The organism is Schleiferilactobacillus shenzhenensis LY-73, from assembly GCF_000469325.1.
GTDB lineage: Bacteria > Bacillota > Bacilli > Lactobacillales > Lactobacillaceae > Schleiferilactobacillus > Schleiferilactobacillus shenzhenensis.
Genome location: NZ_KI271585.1, coordinates 6,987 through 25,850 on the forward strand (window position 1 = coordinate 6,987; position 18,864 = coordinate 25,850).

The 18,864-nt window shown below is 59.4% G+C and carries 19 protein-coding genes; 5 read left to right on the forward strand and 14 right to left on the reverse strand.

The window, feature by feature from the left end; genetic code table 11:
• Positions 1–144 precede the first annotated feature (144 nt).
• The 8 genes from L248_RS04760 to L248_RS04795 all read right to left on the reverse strand — a co-directional run bounded on the left by L248_RS04760 (position 145) and on the right by L248_RS04795 (position 8,155).
• Positions 145–342 (reverse strand): cold-shock protein, encoded by a 198-nt coding sequence (locus tag L248_RS04760; protein ID WP_022528960.1) that lies wholly within the window; start codon positions 340–342, stop codon positions 145–147.
• Between the two features lie 153 nt (positions 343–495).
• A complete protein-coding gene (locus tag L248_RS04765; RefSeq protein ID WP_040534962.1) occupies positions 496–1,620 on the reverse strand; it encodes a DUF916 domain-containing protein in 1,125 nt (374 codons plus the stop codon).
• 160 nt (positions 1,621–1,780) lie between these two features.
• Positions 1,781–3,121 carry a dihydrolipoyl dehydrogenase family protein gene (locus tag L248_RS04770; protein WP_022528963.1) on the reverse strand — a complete coding sequence of 447 codons (1,341 nt, stop codon included), beginning with the start codon at positions 3,119–3,121 and terminating at the stop codon, positions 1,781–1,783.
• Positions 3,118–4,110, reverse strand: a complete 993-nt coding sequence (locus L248_RS04775) for an ABC transporter ATP-binding protein (RefSeq protein ID WP_022528964.1) — start codon at positions 4,108–4,110, stop codon at positions 3,118–3,120. The genes L248_RS04770 and L248_RS04775 overlap by 4 nt, the downstream gene beginning before the upstream one ends.
• A gap of 1 nt (position 4,111) precedes the next feature.
• Positions 4,112–5,635 (reverse strand): ABC transporter permease/substrate-binding protein, encoded by a 1,524-nt coding sequence (locus L248_RS04780; RefSeq protein ID WP_022528965.1) that lies wholly within the window; start codon positions 5,633–5,635, stop codon positions 4,112–4,114.
• 57 nt (positions 5,636–5,692) lie between these two features.
• Positions 5,693–6,385: a YjjG family noncanonical pyrimidine nucleotidase gene (locus L248_RS04785; protein WP_022528966.1), complete on the reverse strand. Its 693-nt coding sequence runs from the start codon at positions 6,383–6,385 to the stop codon at positions 5,693–5,695.
• A 25-nt stretch (positions 6,386–6,410) separates the two neighbouring features.
• Positions 6,411–7,220, reverse strand: coding sequence for a fumarylacetoacetate hydrolase family protein (locus L248_RS04790; RefSeq protein WP_022528967.1), 810 nt, complete (start codon positions 7,218–7,220; stop codon positions 6,411–6,413).
• Positions 7,217–8,155, reverse strand: coding sequence for an ROK family protein (locus L248_RS04795; protein WP_022528968.1), 939 nt, complete (start codon positions 8,153–8,155; stop codon positions 7,217–7,219). Before L248_RS04795 ends, L248_RS04790 begins: the two co-directional genes overlap by 4 nt.
• Positions 8,156–8,231: 76 nt before the next feature.
• Between L248_RS04795 and greA the strand changes: the two genes are divergently transcribed.
• The 3 genes from greA (at position 8,232) to L248_RS04810 (ending at position 11,198) form a co-directional block, all read left to right on the forward strand.
• Positions 8,232–8,714 carry a transcription elongation factor GreA gene (gene greA, locus L248_RS04800; protein ID WP_040535030.1) on the forward strand — a complete coding sequence of 161 codons (483 nt, stop codon included), beginning with the start codon at positions 8,232–8,234 and terminating at the stop codon, positions 8,712–8,714.
• Positions 8,715–8,804: 90 nt separating this feature from the next.
• Entirely contained in the window at positions 8,805–9,482 is a 678-nt protein-coding gene (locus L248_RS04805; RefSeq protein WP_022528970.1) for a hypothetical protein, read from the forward strand.
• A 69-nt stretch (positions 9,483–9,551) separates the two neighbouring features.
• Complete coding sequence (locus L248_RS04810; protein WP_022528971.1) at positions 9,552–11,198, forward strand: alpha,alpha-phosphotrehalase; 1,647 nt, start codon at positions 9,552–9,554, stop codon at positions 11,196–11,198.
• A 134-nt stretch (positions 11,199–11,332) separates the two neighbouring features.
• On the opposite strand, the gene L248_RS04815 is transcribed toward L248_RS04810, so the two are convergent.
• The 5 genes from L248_RS04815 to L248_RS04835 form a co-directional block, all read right to left on the reverse strand.
• Positions 11,333–11,788 carry a thioredoxin family protein gene (locus L248_RS04815; RefSeq protein WP_196811991.1) on the reverse strand — a complete coding sequence of 152 codons (456 nt, stop codon included), beginning with the start codon at positions 11,786–11,788 and terminating at the stop codon, positions 11,333–11,335.
• A gap of 76 nt (positions 11,789–11,864) precedes the next feature.
• Entirely contained in the window at positions 11,865–12,569 is a 705-nt protein-coding gene (locus L248_RS04820) for a LutC/YkgG family protein (protein ID WP_022528973.1), read from the reverse strand.
• Positions 12,559–14,040 (reverse strand): LutB/LldF family L-lactate oxidation iron-sulfur protein, encoded by a 1,482-nt coding sequence (locus tag L248_RS04825; protein WP_022528974.1) that lies wholly within the window; start codon positions 14,038–14,040, stop codon positions 12,559–12,561. Before L248_RS04825 ends, L248_RS04820 begins: the two co-directional genes overlap by 11 nt.
• Entirely contained in the window at positions 14,040–14,828 is a 789-nt protein-coding gene (locus tag L248_RS04830) for a (Fe-S)-binding protein (protein WP_022528975.1), read from the reverse strand. Before L248_RS04830 ends, L248_RS04825 begins: the two co-directional genes overlap by 1 nt.
• A 168-nt stretch (positions 14,829–14,996) precedes the next feature.
• Positions 14,997–15,389: an iron-sulfur cluster biosynthesis family protein gene (locus tag L248_RS04835; RefSeq protein ID WP_022528976.1), complete on the reverse strand. Its 393-nt coding sequence runs from the start codon at positions 15,387–15,389 to the stop codon at positions 14,997–14,999.
• Positions 15,390–15,626: 237 nt separating this feature from the next.
• On the opposite strand from L248_RS04835, the gene L248_RS04840 reads away from it, so the two are divergent.
• Complete coding sequence (locus tag L248_RS04840; protein ID WP_040534969.1) at positions 15,627–16,043, forward strand: hypothetical protein; 417 nt, start codon at positions 15,627–15,629, stop codon at positions 16,041–16,043.
• A 67-nt stretch (positions 16,044–16,110) separates the two neighbouring features.
• Here L248_RS04840 and L248_RS04845 read toward each other — a convergent pair whose 3' ends face one another.
• Positions 16,111–17,481, reverse strand: a complete 1,371-nt coding sequence (locus tag L248_RS04845; protein ID WP_040534971.1) for a glycoside hydrolase family 1 protein — start codon at positions 17,479–17,481, stop codon at positions 16,111–16,113.
• Positions 17,482–17,639: 158 nt separating this feature from the next.
• Here L248_RS04845 and rlmN point away from each other — a divergent pair, with 158 nt between their 5' ends.
• A complete protein-coding gene (rlmN, locus tag L248_RS04850; protein ID WP_040535033.1) occupies positions 17,640–18,725 on the forward strand; it encodes a dual-specificity RNA methyltransferase RlmN in 1,086 nt (361 codons plus the stop codon).
• The last annotated feature ends 139 nt before the right edge of the window (positions 18,726–18,864 follow it).

Consider the following 18,864-nt stretch of genomic DNA (forward strand, 5'->3'; position numbering starts at 1 on the left):
TCCTCGGGTAAACTACCCGAACTCCAATAACTCATGACATCAGTCCCGCAGACAATCCGCGGGGCTTTTCTGTCACCTGCCCAGAGCAAAAAAAGAAGCACCCCAGCGCTGACGCGCTCGGGTGCTTCTTCTGTCAGCAGTTAATTACTGCTTAACAACGTTCGTTGCTTGGGGCCCACGGTCGGATTCCTCAACGTCGTAAGTGACGTGTTGGCCTTCGTCCAGGGACTTGTAGCCCTCGCCTTGGATGGCGGAGAAATGTACGAATACATCCTTGCCGTCGTCACCAGTGATGAAGCCATAACCCTTATCTGCATTGAACCACTTAACTGTACCTTCCATAGATCAAGTATCTCCTTATTCAAAAACTAAAGTAACGTTGCACCAGGTAATCGAAAAAGGAAATCCAATCCATCGTAACGAATGTACAGATAAAACTGTTCCCGCTTCTTGATTACAAAGAATAGCTTACCACATTTCTCCGCAAACACCTAGTTATTTGTTTCCCCGACGATGTTTGCCCTGCCGGCTGGTGCGCTTGGCTTCCCACCGCTTGCGCTGAGCCTTGCCCTTGTCCATGGCGAAGAAATACAGCAGCGTCCAAACGACCACCAAGAGCAGAACGACCAGAACGACAATAACGACAATGACATCGTGATTCGCATTCATGGGCGTCTGCGGCTGGGTCGTCGCGGCAGCCACAGCGGAGCTGACTGAGAAGTCCCGGGTAATGGTCTCTTTTTTTAAGCCCTGCCCGGACACGGCCAAGGTCATGCGGTAACTGCCGGACCCCAGGTGGTTCACCGGCAGCGCCCAATTCCACTGAGAATGGGGAGCCGCCTTCATCCCGTTAGCGGTCGCGTGGTAAACACGCTTACCGGTGGCCTTGTCGGTGACGGTCATGGCCGTGGCAATATTGGCAATGTTGATCGGCTGATCATTGGTCGTGGGGAGAGAAAGGACCATGCGCCCGCCATCGGCTTTGGGTACCACCTGCTTGCCGAACGTGAGCGCCGGGGTCACATCCATCGTTTTTCCCTGGAGCACCACGCTGATGGAGTAAGCTACCTCTTGACGCAGGGTCAGTTTCCCTTTCGCGGCGCTGTTCACGAACGCTCTGGTCAGGATGCCGCCGAGAATGATACCGTTGAAGTCCTTGCTGGGGGCCTTGATGGTGAATGCCACGTTCTTCGTCTCGTAAGGGGCTAGCCGTATTTTTTGTTCTCGGGCCCCCACGACCAGCGAAGCAAAACTGGTGGCCGACTTGGGCGTGATTGCCTCTCGGGTATCGTTGTAAGCAATGGAGGCATTGTTCGCAGTGGTCCCATTATTGGCCTGGACTCGGATAGTAATCGGTTTGGTGCCGGTGTTCACGAGCATCGTGGACAGTTTCTGCGTCTGGTCCGGCTTGAGCTGCAATACCCAATAATGGACCTGGGGATCGACCTGATTTTTGGGTAAGTTGGCTTGAATGGCGTAAGCGTACTCGGCCCGCTGGGTGGCTGGCCGACTGCTGCTTTGACTGGTGCTGCCGCTATCGGCAGCAGTCAAAAACGGCACCGCCAATAGGCAGAGGATCAGCCAGCCTAAAATTGACCACCGTTTCGTACACTTTTCCATTTCCACGTTCCCCCTGCGTTTTCTCTCTATATCAATCGTACCATAAACGCTGAACCGGCAATATGCGGCCAGTGCATAAGGTCACTATAGCAAATTAGCGCCCGCGGTGGGCGCTAATTTCAGCAAAGGCGGGTTGCCGAATTTGCCATCAGGCGCCTTTCTACCCTTGGTATAAGTAGCTGAGGTCACTGGCGACGCTGGGATAGACTGGGATCCACTGGGCCAAGTCGCTGGCAGGGGCGCCTTGGTGGATCAGGAGGGCAAAGTAATTCAGCAGCTCCTCGGCATCGGTGGCCAGCACAACGGCGCCGGCCAAGCGATGGGTCTGCTTGTCCGTGATGACCGTCGCCCGCGCGGTGCGGTCCTGGATTCGGTTGTACGTATACCAGCCGCTGAGATCTTGTTCGGTCACCGTGTACTGGTCTGGTGCAGCTTGCGCCGCCGCCACAGAGACACCGACTTGCCCGAGTTCGGGCGTGGCGAAGACCAGGTGCGGCACGGCCGGGTAGCGGATGGCCGCGGTGCTGGTGCCAAGGATCTGGCTGACGACATAGCGGCCTTCAAAACCGGCCACTGGCGTGAGTTTCGGTGCCGCCTTATCGATGACGTCCCCGATAGCGTAAATATTCGGCTGGGCCGTCTGTAAGTGGTCGTTGACCACGATACCGCCCTTCTTAGCGGTGATGCCCACTGCGGCCAGATCCAAATTAGTATTCGCGGGCCGGCCGATGGCGCTGAAGGCCTGGGCCACGGTCAGCGGGGTACCGTCAGACAGGGTCAGCGCCACCCCTGCCGCCGTTTCCTTGACCTGAGTCACACTGGTATCCCAGTGGAAGATAATGCCCCGGTCCGTCATAATCTGGGCCAGGCGCTGGGTATAGGTTTCGGGAAAGGCCCGCAGCAGCCGGTGATTATGCTGGATCAGGTGCACCTCGGCGCCGGCGTTGGCCGCAATATTGGCCAGTTCCACCGCCACGTAACCGCCGCCGATGAAGGCCATGGTCCGGGGCAGCGTGTCCAAATCTAAGAAGTCGGTGCTGGTTCCCAGCAGTTCGGCCCCGGGAATGGCCGGCCGGGCCGCGTGGGCACCGGTGGCCAAGATGATGAAATCAGCCGTGTACTCGGCCCGGGCCACACTCACCGTATGAGCGTCGAGCAGCCGGGCAGCGCCGTGAATGGTGGTCACGCCGTTGGCCGCCAGGCCCTTTTGGGTGCCGCTGGGTACTTTCTCCGTGTATTGCCGCTTGAACGCCATCAGGGCCGGCCAGTCCACATTCGCCGCGCCAATCAGGCCGTGGCCGGCGTACTGCTGGTCTTGGACCCGGCTGGCAACGGCGCCGTAAAGCATCTTCTTCGGGTCGCACCCACGGTTGGGACACGTGCCGCCCCAGAGGTCCGCTTCGACGACGGCAACGTGCTGGTGCGGGGCTAAGCCGTAAGCCACGGCCAACCCGCCCGGGCCGCCGCCGATAATCAGGGTGTCAAAATGCTGTGTATTCATGAATTGCTTTCTCCTTCCGCCGTATGAACGCGCACGATATAGTTCAACAATCCTTGGGCATCCAGCCGGTATGTCTGACGGGTACGGGGGTCGGCCACGGCCAGCACCGTGCCCGCGGCCAGTTGCGGCGCCAGCGCGGCTACTGTCGTGTGCAGCGTCACCGCCGGGGTCGGCGGCTGACTCGTGGCGGTCAACACGCCGCTGGCCAAGACTTGGGCCACCGTGTCGGCCCAGGCCACCCGGCCCATTTCTGCGCCGGCAAAGAAGTCGGCGACGAAGGCCGCCGCCGGGTGCTGGCGAATCTCCGCCGGGGTGCCCACCTGGAGGATCACCCCGTTGTGCATCACGGCGATGCGGTCCCCCACCTTGACGGCCTCCTGCATGTCGTGGGTCACGAACACGATGGTCTTATGCAGCTTGCTTTGCAGCCGCAGGATCAGGTCTTGGAGCTGGGTGCGAGAAATCGGATCCAGGGCACTGAACGGTTCATCCATGAGGATTACCCCCGGATCCGCCGCCAGCGCCCGGACGATTCCCACCCGCTGGGCTTCACCGCCGGATAAGGCATCAGGGTAGCGATCGGCATAGGTCTTGGCGGGCAGGTCCACCGCCGCCAGCAGCTCCTCGGTGCGGGCACGCAGGCGGTCCCTGGGCATTTTCTTCATTTCAGGGATCACGGCAATGTTCTCGGCCACCGTCATGTTAGGAAACAGAGCGATGTGCTGAAGGACGTAACCGATCGACCAGCGCAGTTCCTGAAGGGGATACGCCGCCACCGGCCGGCCGAAGAACGTAATCGTGCCGTCGGTGGGCTCTTCCAGGCGGTTGATCATCTTCAGCGTCGTCGTTTTACCGGAACCGGAAGGCCCCACCAGGACGAAGATCTCGTCGGCGGGGATGGTCAGGTTCAAATCCTTCAGAATGGTCTGGCCGGTGAAGTCCTTGCGTACGTGCTGGAATTCGATTGCGGTCTTTTCTGCCTCCGCCATCTTAATCCCCTCCCTTCAGCAGGCCGTGACTGGTGAGGTACGTCCGGGCGACCTTGGCCGGCGATTCGTTGCGCACGTTGACGGCGTAATTCATCTGCTGCATCTGCTTATCGGTAATGTGCCCGGCCAGCTTGTTCAAACTGCGCACGATGCCCGGGTGCTGACGGGCAAAGGCCGTCCGCATCAGCGGCGCCCCCTGGTAAGGCGGGAAGAGGTGCTTGTCGTCCCGCAAGACCTGCAGCTTGTACTGCACAATCTCACTGTCGGTGGAATAGACGTCCACCAGGTTGACCTTGCCGTTATTGATGGCCGCGTAACGCAGCGCCGGCTCGAAGGAATGGGTCGGAAAATGGAGCCCGTAAACTTTCTTCAAGCCCTGGTAGCCGTCGGGCCGGTCTAAGAATTCCAGCGTGAACCCGGCTGAGAGCTGGTCCGTCACGTTGCGCAAACTGCTGATGGTGGTCAAGCCGTGGTCCTGGGCGAAGCGCCGCTTGACGGCCACGCCGTATGTGTTCTGGTATGCCATCGGCTGCAGGTAGGTCATCTGGAACTGCTTGCTCAGCGCCTGGCGGGCGGCGGTGTACGTCTGGGCCGCCGTTAAGTGGGCCGCCGTGCGGTCCTGCTTGACCAGCGTTTCTAGAACCGTACCGGTGAACTCCGGGTAGATATCCACGCTGCCCGTCTTGACAGCATTGAAAAGAAAGGTGGTCTTGCCGAAGTTGCTCTTCAGCTGCACCCGAATGTGGGGGTCGTCGTGTTCGATCAGCTGCTTATACATATTGATCAGAATATCCGGCTCACTGCCCAGCTTGCCGGCAATAACGACGGTCTCCGGCTGGTTCACCCGGCTGGCGATCTGGGTCCCGCCAACCCCGAGGATCAGCAGCACCACCAGCCCCGCCGTCCACTGCCAGCGCTGCTTCGCCAGCCAGGAGATGAGGGCCGAGAGAATGATTGCCAACAGGGCAGAAAAGACCGCCCCAATGACGATCAGTGCGGTATTGTTGCGGTCGATTCCCAGCAGGATAAAGGAGCCCAGACCGCCGGCGCCAATCAAGGCGGCCAGCGTGGCCGTACCGATGATCAGGACTAGGGCGGTGCGGATGCCGCCGATGATCGTCGGGGCCGCCAAGGGCAGTTCGACTTTGCGCAGCTTGCGCCAGCGGCCCATGCCAAAGGCGTCCGCCGCTTCTTCCAGCGCCGGATCAATACCGGTAATACCAATATATGTATTCTGGAAGATGGGCAGCAGGGCATAAATCACCAAGGCGATGACTGCCGGGGTCGTGCCGATCCCCACCAAGGGAATGAGCAGTCCCAGCAGTGCCAGGGACGGAATCGTCTGCAGGATGCCGGCAATCTGCAGCAGCACCGCCGCCGCTTTACTGTGCCGGGCCGCCCAGAAAGCCAGGGGCATCGCGATGATGATGGCGATCACCAGCGCGATGAGGGAGATACTGAGGTGCTGGCCCAGCGCACTGAGCAGCTGCTGGCGCCGGTCGACCAGGGTCGAAATTATATCCATAAGGGTGTGTCCTCCTGTATCCTATGATACAGAAACGGTCAAGACCCGTGCCACCGGCTAGCCTTGGTTGGCTTGCAGCAAGGCGGTCAGGTCGCTGATCTCGTTGAGCTGATAGGTCGGAGTCACTGCTGACCGGTTGGGCAGAAAATGGGGGTTGTACCACAAGGTATCGATCTTGGCATTCACCCCGCCCTGGATGTCGCTGGTCAGCGAATCACCGATGACCAGCGCTTCCTCGGCCCGGAAGCCGGGAATATGGTGGGCGGTATACGTGAAGAACGCCTTCATCGGTTTCTGCACGCCGACACTGTCCGAGACGAAGACATCCCGGAAGTAACGGGCTAGACCGCTCTTGCGCAGCCGGTCCAGCTGCACTGTTTCAATGCCGTTGGAGACGATGTAGCACTCATAGTCCTGCAAGGCCGCCAAGGTCTCCGTCACCCGGGGAATGACCACCGCCTGCGTATCCAGCTTAGCGTGGTACACCCGCTCGGCCAGCAGTCCGTCCGCAGCGATGTGCAGATGCTTGAAGGTGCGCACGAAGCGCCGCTGGAAGATGTCTTCCCGGCTGATGTCGCCCCGCTCGTAAGCTTCCCACAGGGACTGGTTGATACGCAGGTAGGTGTCCTCCAACCGCGGGTCGGCGGGAATATTGAGTTCCTTGAACATTGCCCGCAGGCTTTTCATTTCGCCGGCTTTGAAGTCCAGCAGCGTGTCATCGATATCGAAGAGTAAGAAGCGGTAGGCCATGGGTCAATTCCTTTCTGTCTGTTAGTTAAGCAATCGTGATGTGCAAGGTCCCCAAGCCGGTGATCCGGCTGGTCAGCTGGTCGCCGGCGTGCAAGAAGATCTGGGGCTGGCGGCCGACACCGGTGCCGCTGGGCGTACCAGTGAAGATGAGGTCGCCGGGTTCCAGGGCGACAATGTGAGAAAGGTAGCTGATCAGCGTTGCCGGTGAAAAGATCAGGTCAGCCAGCGTGCTCTGCTGCATCGTTGTGCCGTTCACGGTGGTGGTCAGCGTCTGCTGGGTGAAATCCGGCACCGAATCCGGCGTCGTCAGCCACGGACCGATGGGCCCGTATCCGGCAAAGGACTTAGCCAGCGAGAACTGGGGCGGGTCGTTGATAAACTGGACCGCACGGTCGGACAAATCCTGCCCCACCATATAACCGGCGACATGGTACAGTGCATCGCTCTCGGCAATATCCCGGCCGCCTTGGCCGATGACCACGACCAGCTCAGTCTCCCAGTCGGTCTTCTCCCCGTGATGGGCCACGGTAACGGTCGGACCAGTCAGTGAGGACGGAAACTTGGTGAACACACTGGGGGCTTTGGGCGCGGCCACGCCCAGTTCTTTCGTGTGGGCGGCGTAGTTCATGCCCACGGCGAAGACCTGGCGGCTGTCCGGCAGCGGGCAGACCAGTTGGACCGGTTGAATTTCTTCTTGCGGGCCGGTGGTTAGGCGCTCCGGACCCAAAGCCCAGGCGGCCATGACCGTCTCGGCGTTCGTGATCGGTGCCGCATGCAGTGTGCCGTTGTCTTCTGTGACGACGACCGGTCCATTGTTGATCATACCAATTTTCATTTTGGGTGTATCTCCTCTCGTACCAGTTGGGCCGCCCCGCGCATGCCGGCAGTGTTGCCCAAAGCAGCCGTGACGATGCGGCAGGCGTGCCCGGGAATCGCCAGGGCATGGTCCGCCACGATTTGGCGGGCAGGCCGCAGCAGCCAGTCCCCAGCGCCGGCCACCCCGCCGCCGATAATAATGACGCTGGGGTTATACATATTCACGATGTTTGTTAAGCCGTACCCCAGCAGCGTGCCGGCCGCTTGGTACGTGGCGATGGCCGCCGCCTCGCCGGCTTCCGCCGCGTGCTGAATGGTTTTCGGCGTCGCCGCCGGGTCCGCAGGCAGCTGCTGGGCCGCCCGCTTTTCTTGGTACGTCTGGACGATGCCCACGGCTGAGACGTACCGGCTCAGACAGCCCTGACTGCCGCAATTGCACGGCCGGCCGCGGCGGAACATGTTCATGTGGCCCACTTCGCCGGCAGAGTTCGTAGCCCCGCGCAGCATATGGCCGTCCACCACGACACCGGCGCCCAGGCCGGTGCCGATCGTCAGCATGACCAGGTCCTGCACGCCGCGGCCGGCCCCCTGGCGCCACTCCCCAATCGTGTTCACCCGCACGTCGTTATCGATCCGCACCGGCACGCCGAACGTCTGCGCCAGGGTGGCGCTCACCGGAACATTCTGCCACTGGGGGAAGTTCGGGGAGAAGAGTGAAAGGCCGCGCTGGGCATCCACCAATCCCGGGATGCCCAAGCCAATCGCCGTGAGCGAACCGGGATGAGCCGCCAGCAAGGTGCGGACCCCAGCGGTGATTGCCGTCAGGGTCGCCGCCGGCGGCGCCGTGGCCGGCGTCGGCAGCCAGTGCTGGGCCTGCAACGCCAGCTGGTCGTCAAATAACCCGATTTTGATATTGGTCCCGCCCAGATCGACGCCGATCGTCCATGCCATCATGCCGCTTCCTTTCTTCCTAAACAGTATCCATTGTATTACATTAGATTATGGATTTCTGCAAAGGGAGGAAAAGACGCTGGTCTACTACGAAAAAATGACCCAGCAAGGCTTCGACCAGCTGGGTAAAGAAATTGAACGGTTGAAGAAACAGCGGCCCGGCTTGATTCAGGCCCTGCAGGCGGCCCGGGCGTTGGGGGACCTGTCGGAGAACGCGGAATACAGCAGTGCCAAGCGGGACCTGCGCCACCTGGAGTCGCGTCTGCGCTACCTGGGCAAACAGCGGCGCTACGCCGACATCGTGCGCCCCCAGGACGATGGCGTGGCGGCCATCGGCCAGACCGTGGTGCTGCGCTTCGCGGATGATGACGAAACCGATACGTACGCCATTGTCGGCAAGCCCGAGGCAGATCTGGAGGACCAGAAAATCTCCCAGGCGTCGCCGCTGGGGGCGGCGCTGCTGGGCCACCGCCAGGGCGATACGGTCACCGTCCACGCCCCCAGCGGGGATTACCAGGTGACGATTGCCGCCGTGCACTTGACCACTCCGCCCCCAGACTGATTTTGCCTCTTTTAGGTAAATTTACGGCGGGGAGCCGGAGCGATAGCGTATACTTGAGTTACGAACATAACTTGTAGGAGGCTTGTTTTTATGGAAGTTGAAAATTTGTTTCGATTACACGACGACCGCCTCGCCGCCGTCGCCGAAGGCCATCCCGAACCGTTTTCTGACGATACCTTCAAGACGATCATCACGAATTCGATCGGCAGTATCGCCCGCATCTTCAGCCTGAATCCCACGAACCACCAGGTCAAGGTGCCGGATAGCGGTCAGGTGATCGACTTCATCATGCAGGACGAGTCGGATACGGGTATCTTCTATCCCACCGTGGTGGTGCACAATACCGACCTGCTGCCGACAATCATCTACCGGCTGAACGCCGTCGCCACCCAGATTCCCGACGAGGTGCTGAACCCGATGCTGAACAGCGGCCAACCCGCTCCGGCCCCGCAGCCGAATCCCGATGAGCAGGTGGACGCCGATGACGCCACCTACCAAGACGACCCAGCCGCCGCTAATGACGACCAGCCGGCCGCCAGCCCCATCACCGACGTCATTCCCCTAGTGATCATCGACCACATGGACGACACCACGATAGCGTTCTTGAAGGCCACCGAAGGCCTGGTCGCCCACTTCATCCTGGTCAAGCGCATCGACGCCGACCTGGTGGACATCCGCGCCCTGCCCCCCATCGACAACCGCAGCGGCATCCAGCAGGACGAAGAGCCGAAGCAGAAGCGCAGCTGGCTGGATACGTTCCGCTCGTAATACGATTTGGGCCTCAAGACCGGTCTTGCCGATTTTGGGGCATTTTTTAATTAAGAAAGGTGACGCACATTGGCTTGGTGGCATACCGCAACCGCATATCAAATCTATCCCCGCAGTTTTCAAGACAGTAATGGCGACGGTTTCGGCGACATTCCCGGCATCATTCGCCGGCTCCCGTATTTGCACGAACTGGGTATCCAGTTGATCTGGCTGACACCGATGTACCCATCGCCGGGTTACGACAATGGTTACGATATCAGCGACTACCAGGCCATTGATCCGCGTTACGGTACCCTCGCCGACTTCCGGGCACTGCTCACCGCCGCCCACCAGTACAACATCCGCATCATGATGGATCTGGTCCTGAACCATACCTCGTCTGAACATCCCTGGTTTCGCGCCAGCCGCCAAGACAAGACCAATCCCTATGCCGATTTCTACTTCTGGACGGACACGCCCACGAACTGGGTGTCCCGGTTCAGCGGCAGTACCTGGCAGTGGGACGACACCCGCCAGCAGTACTACCTGCACATCTTCGAGCAGCACATGCCCGATCTCAACTGGGGCAACCCCATGGTGAGAAAGAAACTGCTGGCCATGATGGCCTGGTGGGCCGAGCAGGGAATCGACGGCTTCCGCCTCGACGTCATCAACATGATTGCCAAGCGTCTGCCTTTCGGCAATGTCAGCCGGGCCACGCCCCAGGACGACGGCCGCGCCTACTACATCAACGGCCCCCGCGTCCACGACTACTTGCGCCAGATGAACGACCAGGTCTTCGGCCCCCACCGCATGATTACCGTGGGTGAGCTGGCCTCCGCGGGGGTCGCAGAGACCGGTGCTTTCACTGATCCGGCCCACCACGAACTGGCCATGGCCTTCTCTTTCGAGCACCTAAAAATTGACTACACCAACGGTCAGAAATGGACCTTGGGCCAATTCTCTCTGCCCGCCTTGAAAGCGGCCTTGACCAAATGGCAAGTGGGTATCGCCCAAGCCCACGGCTGGAACGCACTTTTTTGGACCAACCACGATCAGCCGCGGGCTATTTCTCGCTTCTTGAATGACGACCGCTACCGGACCGAATCCCAGAAGCTCTTAGCCATCGTGCAATTCGGCCTGCAAGGGACGCCGTATATCTACCAGGGCGAAGAAATCGGCATGCGCAATGCCTACTTCACGGCGATCGATCAATACGATGACCGAGAAAGTCGGAACGCCTATGCTGCTATGCTGGCGGCAGGGACAGATACCGCTACGGCCCTGGCCATTCTTCAGCAAAAGTCCCGGGACAATGCCCGGACCCCCATGCAGTGGGACGACACCGTCCACCACGGGTTCAGTACCGGCACCCCCTGGCTCGCGCCAGGACTCCCCGACCCGGTAACGGTCCAAGGCGCCCTGGCCGACCCGCATAGTATCTTCGCCCTATACCAGCACCTGATCAGCATCCGCCCGCAGTACGCCGTTTTCGCGGACGGCACCTTCACCATGCTGGCGCCTGACGATACCACCGTCATGCACTACCAGCGGGAGAACGCCGCCACCGTTCTCTCCGTCTGGGCCAACTGGTCCGGCACCCGCCAGTCCCGGCGAGCCGCCGATTTGGCCGACGCAGCCATTCTGGCCCATAATTATCCGGACGGGTTGCAACTGACCCAAGCGTTATTGACGCTGCGGCCTTATGAAGCGGTCATGGTGCTGCGGAGCAAGTAACGCCAGGCTTCGGTGACGGATTACCGGATAAATAATAACGAATGTTATTAATCATTACTTAATTTTATGTCATTTAGAGCAAACAAAAAAAGACACGGTTTTGTCACCGTGTCTTCGCTCGCTTGCTGCACTGTTTACTGCTGCTTGAGAAAGGCCGTAATATCAGCGATGCTGCGGTCCCCATCGTACCGGGCCGCAACCTGCCCGTCTTGGAAGACCAGCAGAGTCGGAACATACTTGACGCCCCACTGGTCGCGGAAAGCTTTCAAGGCGGCGTCTGTCGGTGTCGCCAAGGTGTCCACGTACGCCACCGGCTGCCCCGCAGCGGCTTGGGCCAGCACCAGATTCGGCATCATGACCTGGCACCAAGGGCAGGTCTTCCGGCTGAACATCACCGTCACCCGGTGGCCGGCCGCCCGCTGTTTATCCAGCTCGGCGACGGTCAGACGCGTGAGGTGCTGCGCCTGATCCATATATGCGGCTTCCCGACTGTGGCGCAATTCCTCTTCCGGTGTAGGCTGAGGCAGGCTGCACGCCCCGTCAGCACATTGCGCGGTTTCCGTTACAGCGGCTGTTTTCGTTTCTGTCATCTGCATCGATCCCTTCCATTCATTGAATGACACTAGTATAAGAGTGGCCTGTGACCAATGCAAGAGCCGGGCTGCCTTATTGATCCGTGAGCACCACGTACGTCATATCGATGGGGCCGTGCACCCCAACCACCAGCACCATCTCGATGTCGCCGGAATTCGACGGTCCGGTGATGAAGTTGATGTTCGATGTGTGCAGCCGGCCGGCCTTGATCTCGGCGTCATACCAGTCCATTGCCTGCCGTGAACGGGGCACGATGCGGCTCTGGGGGACCAGAGCAACGTAATGGGTGGGCAGAAAGTGGAAGCTGCGCCCTTGGCCCGGCGTGGTAGCCACGGTGATCGTCCCCGCCTCGGCACAGAGGAAATCAACACATCCCACCGCCAAGTCAGCGTCTTGGGCCCGCTGAATATTCTCGTCTCGCGTGCCCTGGGGATTCCAGTATACCGGGGCCGGCGTCTGTTCAGCCGCCCAATCCGTCAGGCCATAAGCGGCAATCCGAGAATCCGTGGGCAAGAGTAACGACTGCACCTTTTTTTCGGCGATGATACCATCCAGCAAGCCGGGCAAATCGGCACTGGCCACGGCTTTAAAGGTCACGTGCTCCGCCTCGCTGTTTTCCTGCGCCAAGGTGAACAGCTCGGCGGGTGTCTTATCTGCCAGCGTCGTTTCGGGCAGATCGTTGATTGGCGTAAACGGATGGTCAGCCAGCTGATGGCGGGGCCGCCCGGACTTTTCGGCAATGAAGTTCAAGAAGTCTTCCCGGTTATCATTCGCCATCGGTGGTCTCCCCTTTCTGCGCCTCGTGGTCCTTGTACCAGCGGCGGAAGTTCTCGGTATGCTTAGGCGGCCGGGGGGCATCGCGCACGTCCGTCCAGCCCTTGGCCATGGACGGGGCGTGGGTGATGTGGCCCTCATGGTTGTACAGGTTCTCCACGCTGGTGGGCTTCTTCGACACGAAGGGCAGCGTCGCCGAATGGTCGAATTCCATCGCCATCTGGAACAGGGCCGGATCGCCGGTCCCCATCCCAATGCCCTTCATGATCGCCTTGTTGAAGGCCTTGTCCGTCTTCAGCTTGTCCATCATCACTTCCCGGTGCTTGATCAGCAACCGGTGCAGCGGAATCTTCACCGGACAGGTCTCGGTGCAGGCGCCGCAAAGACTGGAGGCAAAGGGCAGGTCGCCAAATTTCTCATAGCCGTCCAAAACGGGGGACAAGACCGCGCCGATTGGGCCGGGATAGATCGACCCGTAGCCGTGGCCGCCGATGTGCCGGTAAATCGGGCACACATTCAGGCAGGCCCCGCAGCGGATGCACTGGAGCACGGATTCGAAGGGCGTCCCCAGGGCATTCGAGCGGCCGTTGTCGAGGATGACCACGTGCAGGTCCTCCGGGCCGTCGCTTTCCCCGGCCACCTGCTCGCCGCTGAAGGAGCAGTAACTGGTCAGCTTCTGCCCGACCGCGCTGCGGCTGAGCATGTTGTCCAGCACCTCGGCTTCCTTGAGGCTGGGCACCAGCCGTTCCATCCCCATCACCACGACTTGGGTCTTGGGAATGGCCATGGTCAAGTCGGCGTTGCCTTCGTTGGTGACCAGGTTGATCAAGCCGGAGTCGGCGATGGCGAAGTTGCAGCCGGTGATGCCCATGTCCGCTTGGAGAAAGTCACGGCGCAGGTATTCCCGGGCGAAACGGGCCATGTGGGTAGGATCGTTGTCCCCTTCGTAACCCAGCTTCTGGAAGACTTCCCGAATCTGGTCCCGGTTCTTGTGCAGGGTCGGAAAGACGATATGGGTTGGCTCATCCCAATCGTCTTCTTGCAGAATGAACTCCGCCAGGTCGGTCTCCATCAGGTTCATTCCCGGAATCTTCAGCAGCGCCTTGTCCAGGTCGATTTCCGTCGTCACCATGGACTTGGATTTCACCACCCGCTGAACGTGCTTCTCTTTGGCCAGGTTGGTAATGTAGTTGACGGCGTCAGTATCTTTCTTGGCAAAGTAAACATGGCCGCCGCGTTTCTCGACGTTGTCCGCGAATTCTTCCAGGTAGTCTGGCAAGTATTTGATCACGTGCTGGCGGATTTGCTCTCCCAGGTTGCGCCAGTCCTGCCAGTGACCTAATTCTTTTCGAGCGGCTTCCCGCTTGTCCCACTGGGCATCTTGCGCTTTTGCCACTGACTTTTGCATGAAAGTGTCTTTTTCCGATTGTTTGACCCGGGTCAAAAATGGGTCCTTACTCGTTTCTAATCCCATCAGTCACGCCCCCCAGCCATCGCTGCCAGCTCTTCCTCGTTCGCATACCGGACCCGGCTCATGTCCACGTTGCTGTTCAGCACTTCAGCAATGTGCATCACCTTGATTGGCAAATTGCGCCGGGAGAAGCGGCCGCCGATGTTCATCAGACAGGTCTGATCGGCCCCGATCAGGATATCGGCACCGGTGCTGACCACGTCGTCAACTTTCTCATTGACCATCAGCTTCGAAATCTCCGGCTCCTTCACCGAGAAAAGGCCGCCGAAGCCGCAACAGTTCTCGATGTGGGGCAGCGGGATCATTTGCAGCCCCTTAACGTGGTCGAGCAGGACGAAGGGGGCGACCCGCTCCCCCAGCAGCCGGGTCATATGACAGCTGCGGTGGAAGGTGGCCTTCGCGTCCAGCTCGGCGCCGGCGTCAATGACGTGCAGTACCCGGTAGAGAAATTGGGTGAACTCATAACTCTTGCTGGCCAGCTGTTCCGCCTTGGGGCCGTACTCCGGGTCGTCGGCCAGGTGCATGCGGAACTCGTGGAGCATGTTCACGCAGGACCCCGACGGCCCCACAATGTAATCGGCGTCGACACTCAGCAAGGCATCCACCTCGTTGCGCATCGTCTTCTGGCTGTCTGCCACATAACCGCTGTTGAATGTCGGCTGACCGCAGCAGATCTGCTTCTTCGGCATCGCCGTCTCGCAGCCGAACCGTTCCAGGACCTCGACCATTGCTGCCCCCACGTTGGGGAAGAACAGGTCGACGACACAGGTAGAAAATACAACGACCTTCATAGGGCACCCCGCTCCTTCATTCTCCTAAACATACCTTGGTTTCCTTCAGTGTACTGCTTAGCCACGACAAAGTACAGCGGTTTCATCGAAAAAGATACCCCGGTCGTTTGACGAAAAAAAAGAAGCCCGCGGCCCTCGCCGCAGACTTCTACCCCAAACGTCACAACCTTAGCAAATTTTACCGCCGAGTGTTTCCATTTCTTTCCGCGTCACCTGACTGGGATCCGCCTTGACGACCCGCATCGCGCCGTCAAGGAGGCCGCTATTGCCGCCCAGCCCCAAGGCGGCGTTATGGAACTGCAAGTACAGCCCATCTTCCAGGTACGGCAGCTCTTCCTTCGACGTGAACAGCTGGTAGCCGGCGTTATTCTCCACGGGAATACTGTAATCCGCATCGGCTTGGTCAGAAAGGACCAGCTGGAACTTGCCGCCTACCGCGCAGGAACCGCCGAGTTTAGAAAACTTGCTGGCCCCATCGTCCAAACCCAAGAAAATGAACTGATTCGGAGCAACCTTCTGAGCCAAGTAATCGCGTGCGGTATCCTTAATGTTGATTTTCATTGCGATCGTCCTTTCTGGAATGCCATTCAGTTGTGTACAATCTATTTACTGAATTCAGTATACCACGATGCCGTGGGACTGCCAAGATGCAGCAGACAATAATCAGTCCCGCAGCCCGTGGCCACTCGCCAACACCCAAGTCAATCCGCTTGTCTTTACCCCCCTGACCGGTTTATGCTGTGGCCATCGAAATGGCCGCGGTTGTCCGGCGACCGCGGCCCAAGGAGGATCACGATCATGCCTGCCGGGTTAAAACGCTTCTTCCATTACTTCACGACGCCGGCTTTTGCCAGGTTATTCGACACCCTCTGCCTATTGCTTTTCCTGGGGTGCATCGCGTGGATCCTGACTGCCCCGCCCTTGGTCCGCTCTTATGGCCTGGGTTACGCGATTATGTCTGCTTTTTTTGCCTTTGAAACCGCCGGCGACTTAGCCGCCAGTTTTGGCAAAAAGAACATTCAAATCGGTATTGGGGCAGTCGCTATCGCCTTCAGTATCGGCGGCGCCGTTGTTTTCCAAATCACGGACGACTGGTCGCATTACACCACGTATCCGGTCGTCCATTATCTGCTGCTCACAATGATCATCATTATTGCCCTGCGCTTGATCTGGCAGTTCTACCGGATCTTTCACCCGAGCCGCCTGACACGGTGACCGGCACTGCAAGAAAATAGGCGAGGCCCCGGCTTCTCAGCCGCTGCCCCGCCCATTTTCTGTCTTCTTACAACACGGCGCCGTTGCTCTTGATGACTTCCTTCAGCCAACCGTAACTCTTCTTCGGCACCCGCTTCAGGTCCCGTAAGTCATGATTGCCGCGGTTGACGTAGACGACGCCGTAACGCTTGTCCATGTTGCCCTGGGAACTGGGGATGTCGATGAGGCCCCAGCCCAGGTAGCCGAGGACGTCCACGCCTTCCGCCACGGCGTCCTTGAGTGCTTGGATATGTTCGCGCATGTACTGGATGCGGACGTCGTCCTGAATCTCGTGGACGCCATCCCAGTGCTCGCGCAGCCCAATCCCGTTCTCAATCGGGAAGACCGGTACCCGGCCTTGGTTGTAGAGGTCGTGGAGCACGGTATTGAACCCCTGGGGATCCACCTGCCAGCCCCACTCGTTCGTCGGCAGATACGGATTGTGGCCGACTCCGGTGTGGGGATAGAAATTGGGCACCGTTCCCAGCGGGATCTTGGTACTGTCCATGACGGCACTGGAATAGTAGCTGAAGCTGAGGAAGTCGCTGCGAGTCTCGCCAATGATCGCCAGTTCGTCCGGCTTCAGAATATCGTCCAGGTGCTGGCGGTGCATAAAGCTGATGACCTCCGGAGAATACTGGCCGGTGGTAAAGATATCGATCAGATTCGCCATGACGTATTCCTTGAAGCGGCGCACAGCGGCGACATCTTGAGGGTTAGCCGTGGCCGGATAGACCTGCTGGTAGGCGACCATCCCGCCGATCTGCAAGGCTGGATAGTTCTCGTGCACGGTGTTGGCCACCAGGGCGTGGGCCAGGGCGACGTTATGCTGGATCTGGTACAGATCATGGAGCGACTTGGGTCCCTCCAGGTACCCGGCGATGACGAAGGCATCCGTCAAGCTGTACAGGTTCTGCTCGTTGAACGTGATCCAGTAGTGCACCCGGTCGCCGAAGCGCTTCAGCATCTCTTGGGCATAGGTGTAGAACGCGTCCACCACGTGGCGGTCGAGAAAGCCGTTGTACTTCTTCGCCAACGCCAGCGGCATATCGAAGTGGTACAGGCAGATCATCGGCTGAATCCCGGCTGCCAGCAGGTTGTTGATCAGCTGATCATAAAAGGCGATGCCCTCCTCGTTGAAGGCCCCTTCCCCGTCCGGCTGGACCCGGCTCCAAGAAATCTGGAACCGGTAAAAATTCATCCCCAGATCCTTCATCAAAGCGATGTCTTCCGGGTAGCGATGGTAGTCGTCGATGGCCACGGACCAGTCGCTGGCCGTTTCCGTCGCTGGCCGCACATCGTAGACCGACGGCCCCTTGCCCCCTTCAGCCGAGGCCCCCTCCGTCTGCATGCTGGAGGTCGAGTTGCCCCAGAAGAAATCATCGCGTAGTGTCGTCATTTTTGACCGCTCCTTCACATTGTTGTTTCTTCTAGTATAAAGGTTTGACGCCAGGAGCGGAAGGGCTTTCTCACCTTGCAATCGGCGGGCAGAGCCGGTAGACTGAAGCATACTAAGGTATGGCGACGGGCTGTGCAGCCGCCGCCCAGGAGGAAATTATGCAGAATTCGATCTATGGCTTGACCCAACCTCAACTACAAGATTGGCTGCTGGCCCACGGTCAGAAGAAATACCGGGCCGCTCAAATCTGGCAATGGCTCTACCAGCAGCGGGTCACGGACTTCGCGGCGATGAGCAATCTGCCTGCCGACCTGGTCACATTGCTCAATACCAACTTTTCGTTCAGCCCGCTGACTGTGGTGCAGAAACTGACAGCAACGGACAAGACCACCAAGTGGCTCTTCCGGATGGCCGATGGGCTGCTCATCGAGACCGTCCTGATGTACATGGACTACGGCCTGTCCGTCTGTGTCACCACCCAGTCCGGCTGCAACATCGGCTGCACGTTCTGCGCCAGCGGCTTGATCCGCAAGCAGCGGGATCTGACCAGCGGCGAGATCGTCGCCCAGATCATGCAGGTCCAGCACTATCTGGACGAAGCCGGCGACGGCGAACGGGTCAGCCACATCGTCGTCATGGGCATCGGTGAGCCCTTCGATAATTTCACCAACGTGATCAATTTCATCCACATTATCAATGATCAGCACGGTCTGGATATCGGTGCCCGCCACATCACGGTCTCCACGTCGGGTTTGGCCAACAAGATCCGGGAATTCGCCGACCTGCACCTGCAGGTGAACCTGGCCATTTCTCTCCACGCCCCGAACAACACCCTGCGCAGCAGTATCATGCGGATTAACCGGGCGTGGCCGCTGGAGAAGCTGTTCGCGGCCATCGATTACTACGTGCAGACGACGAACCGGCGCATCACCTTCGAGTACATCATGCTCAACGACGTCAACGATCATCCAGCGGAGGCGCGGGAGCTGGTGCAGCTGTTGACGCCGCTCAAGCAGCTAGCGTTCGTCAACCTGATTCCTTACAACACGGTGGTGGAGCATCCCCAATACAGCCGGAGCACGCCGGAGGCCATCGCCCAGTTCCACAACATCGTCTACCGGGGCGGCATCAACTGCGTCATCCGGAAGGAGCATGGCGGCGACATCGACGCCGCCTGCGGCCAGCTGCGGAGCAACATGCTGCGCAAGGACGAGAACACGATTGGCGTACGGTTGGCGCAGTAAGGCGGGGGGAGAAAGGTTTGAGAGGTTGGCAACTGTCTGTCGCCGCCCCAGCCAGCCGGAGGGCCAAATTGCCAGGTCTCGTGAATCATATCCTGGTTCACGAGGCGGCAGCGCGAAGCGCAACGCCGTACCGGCCCAA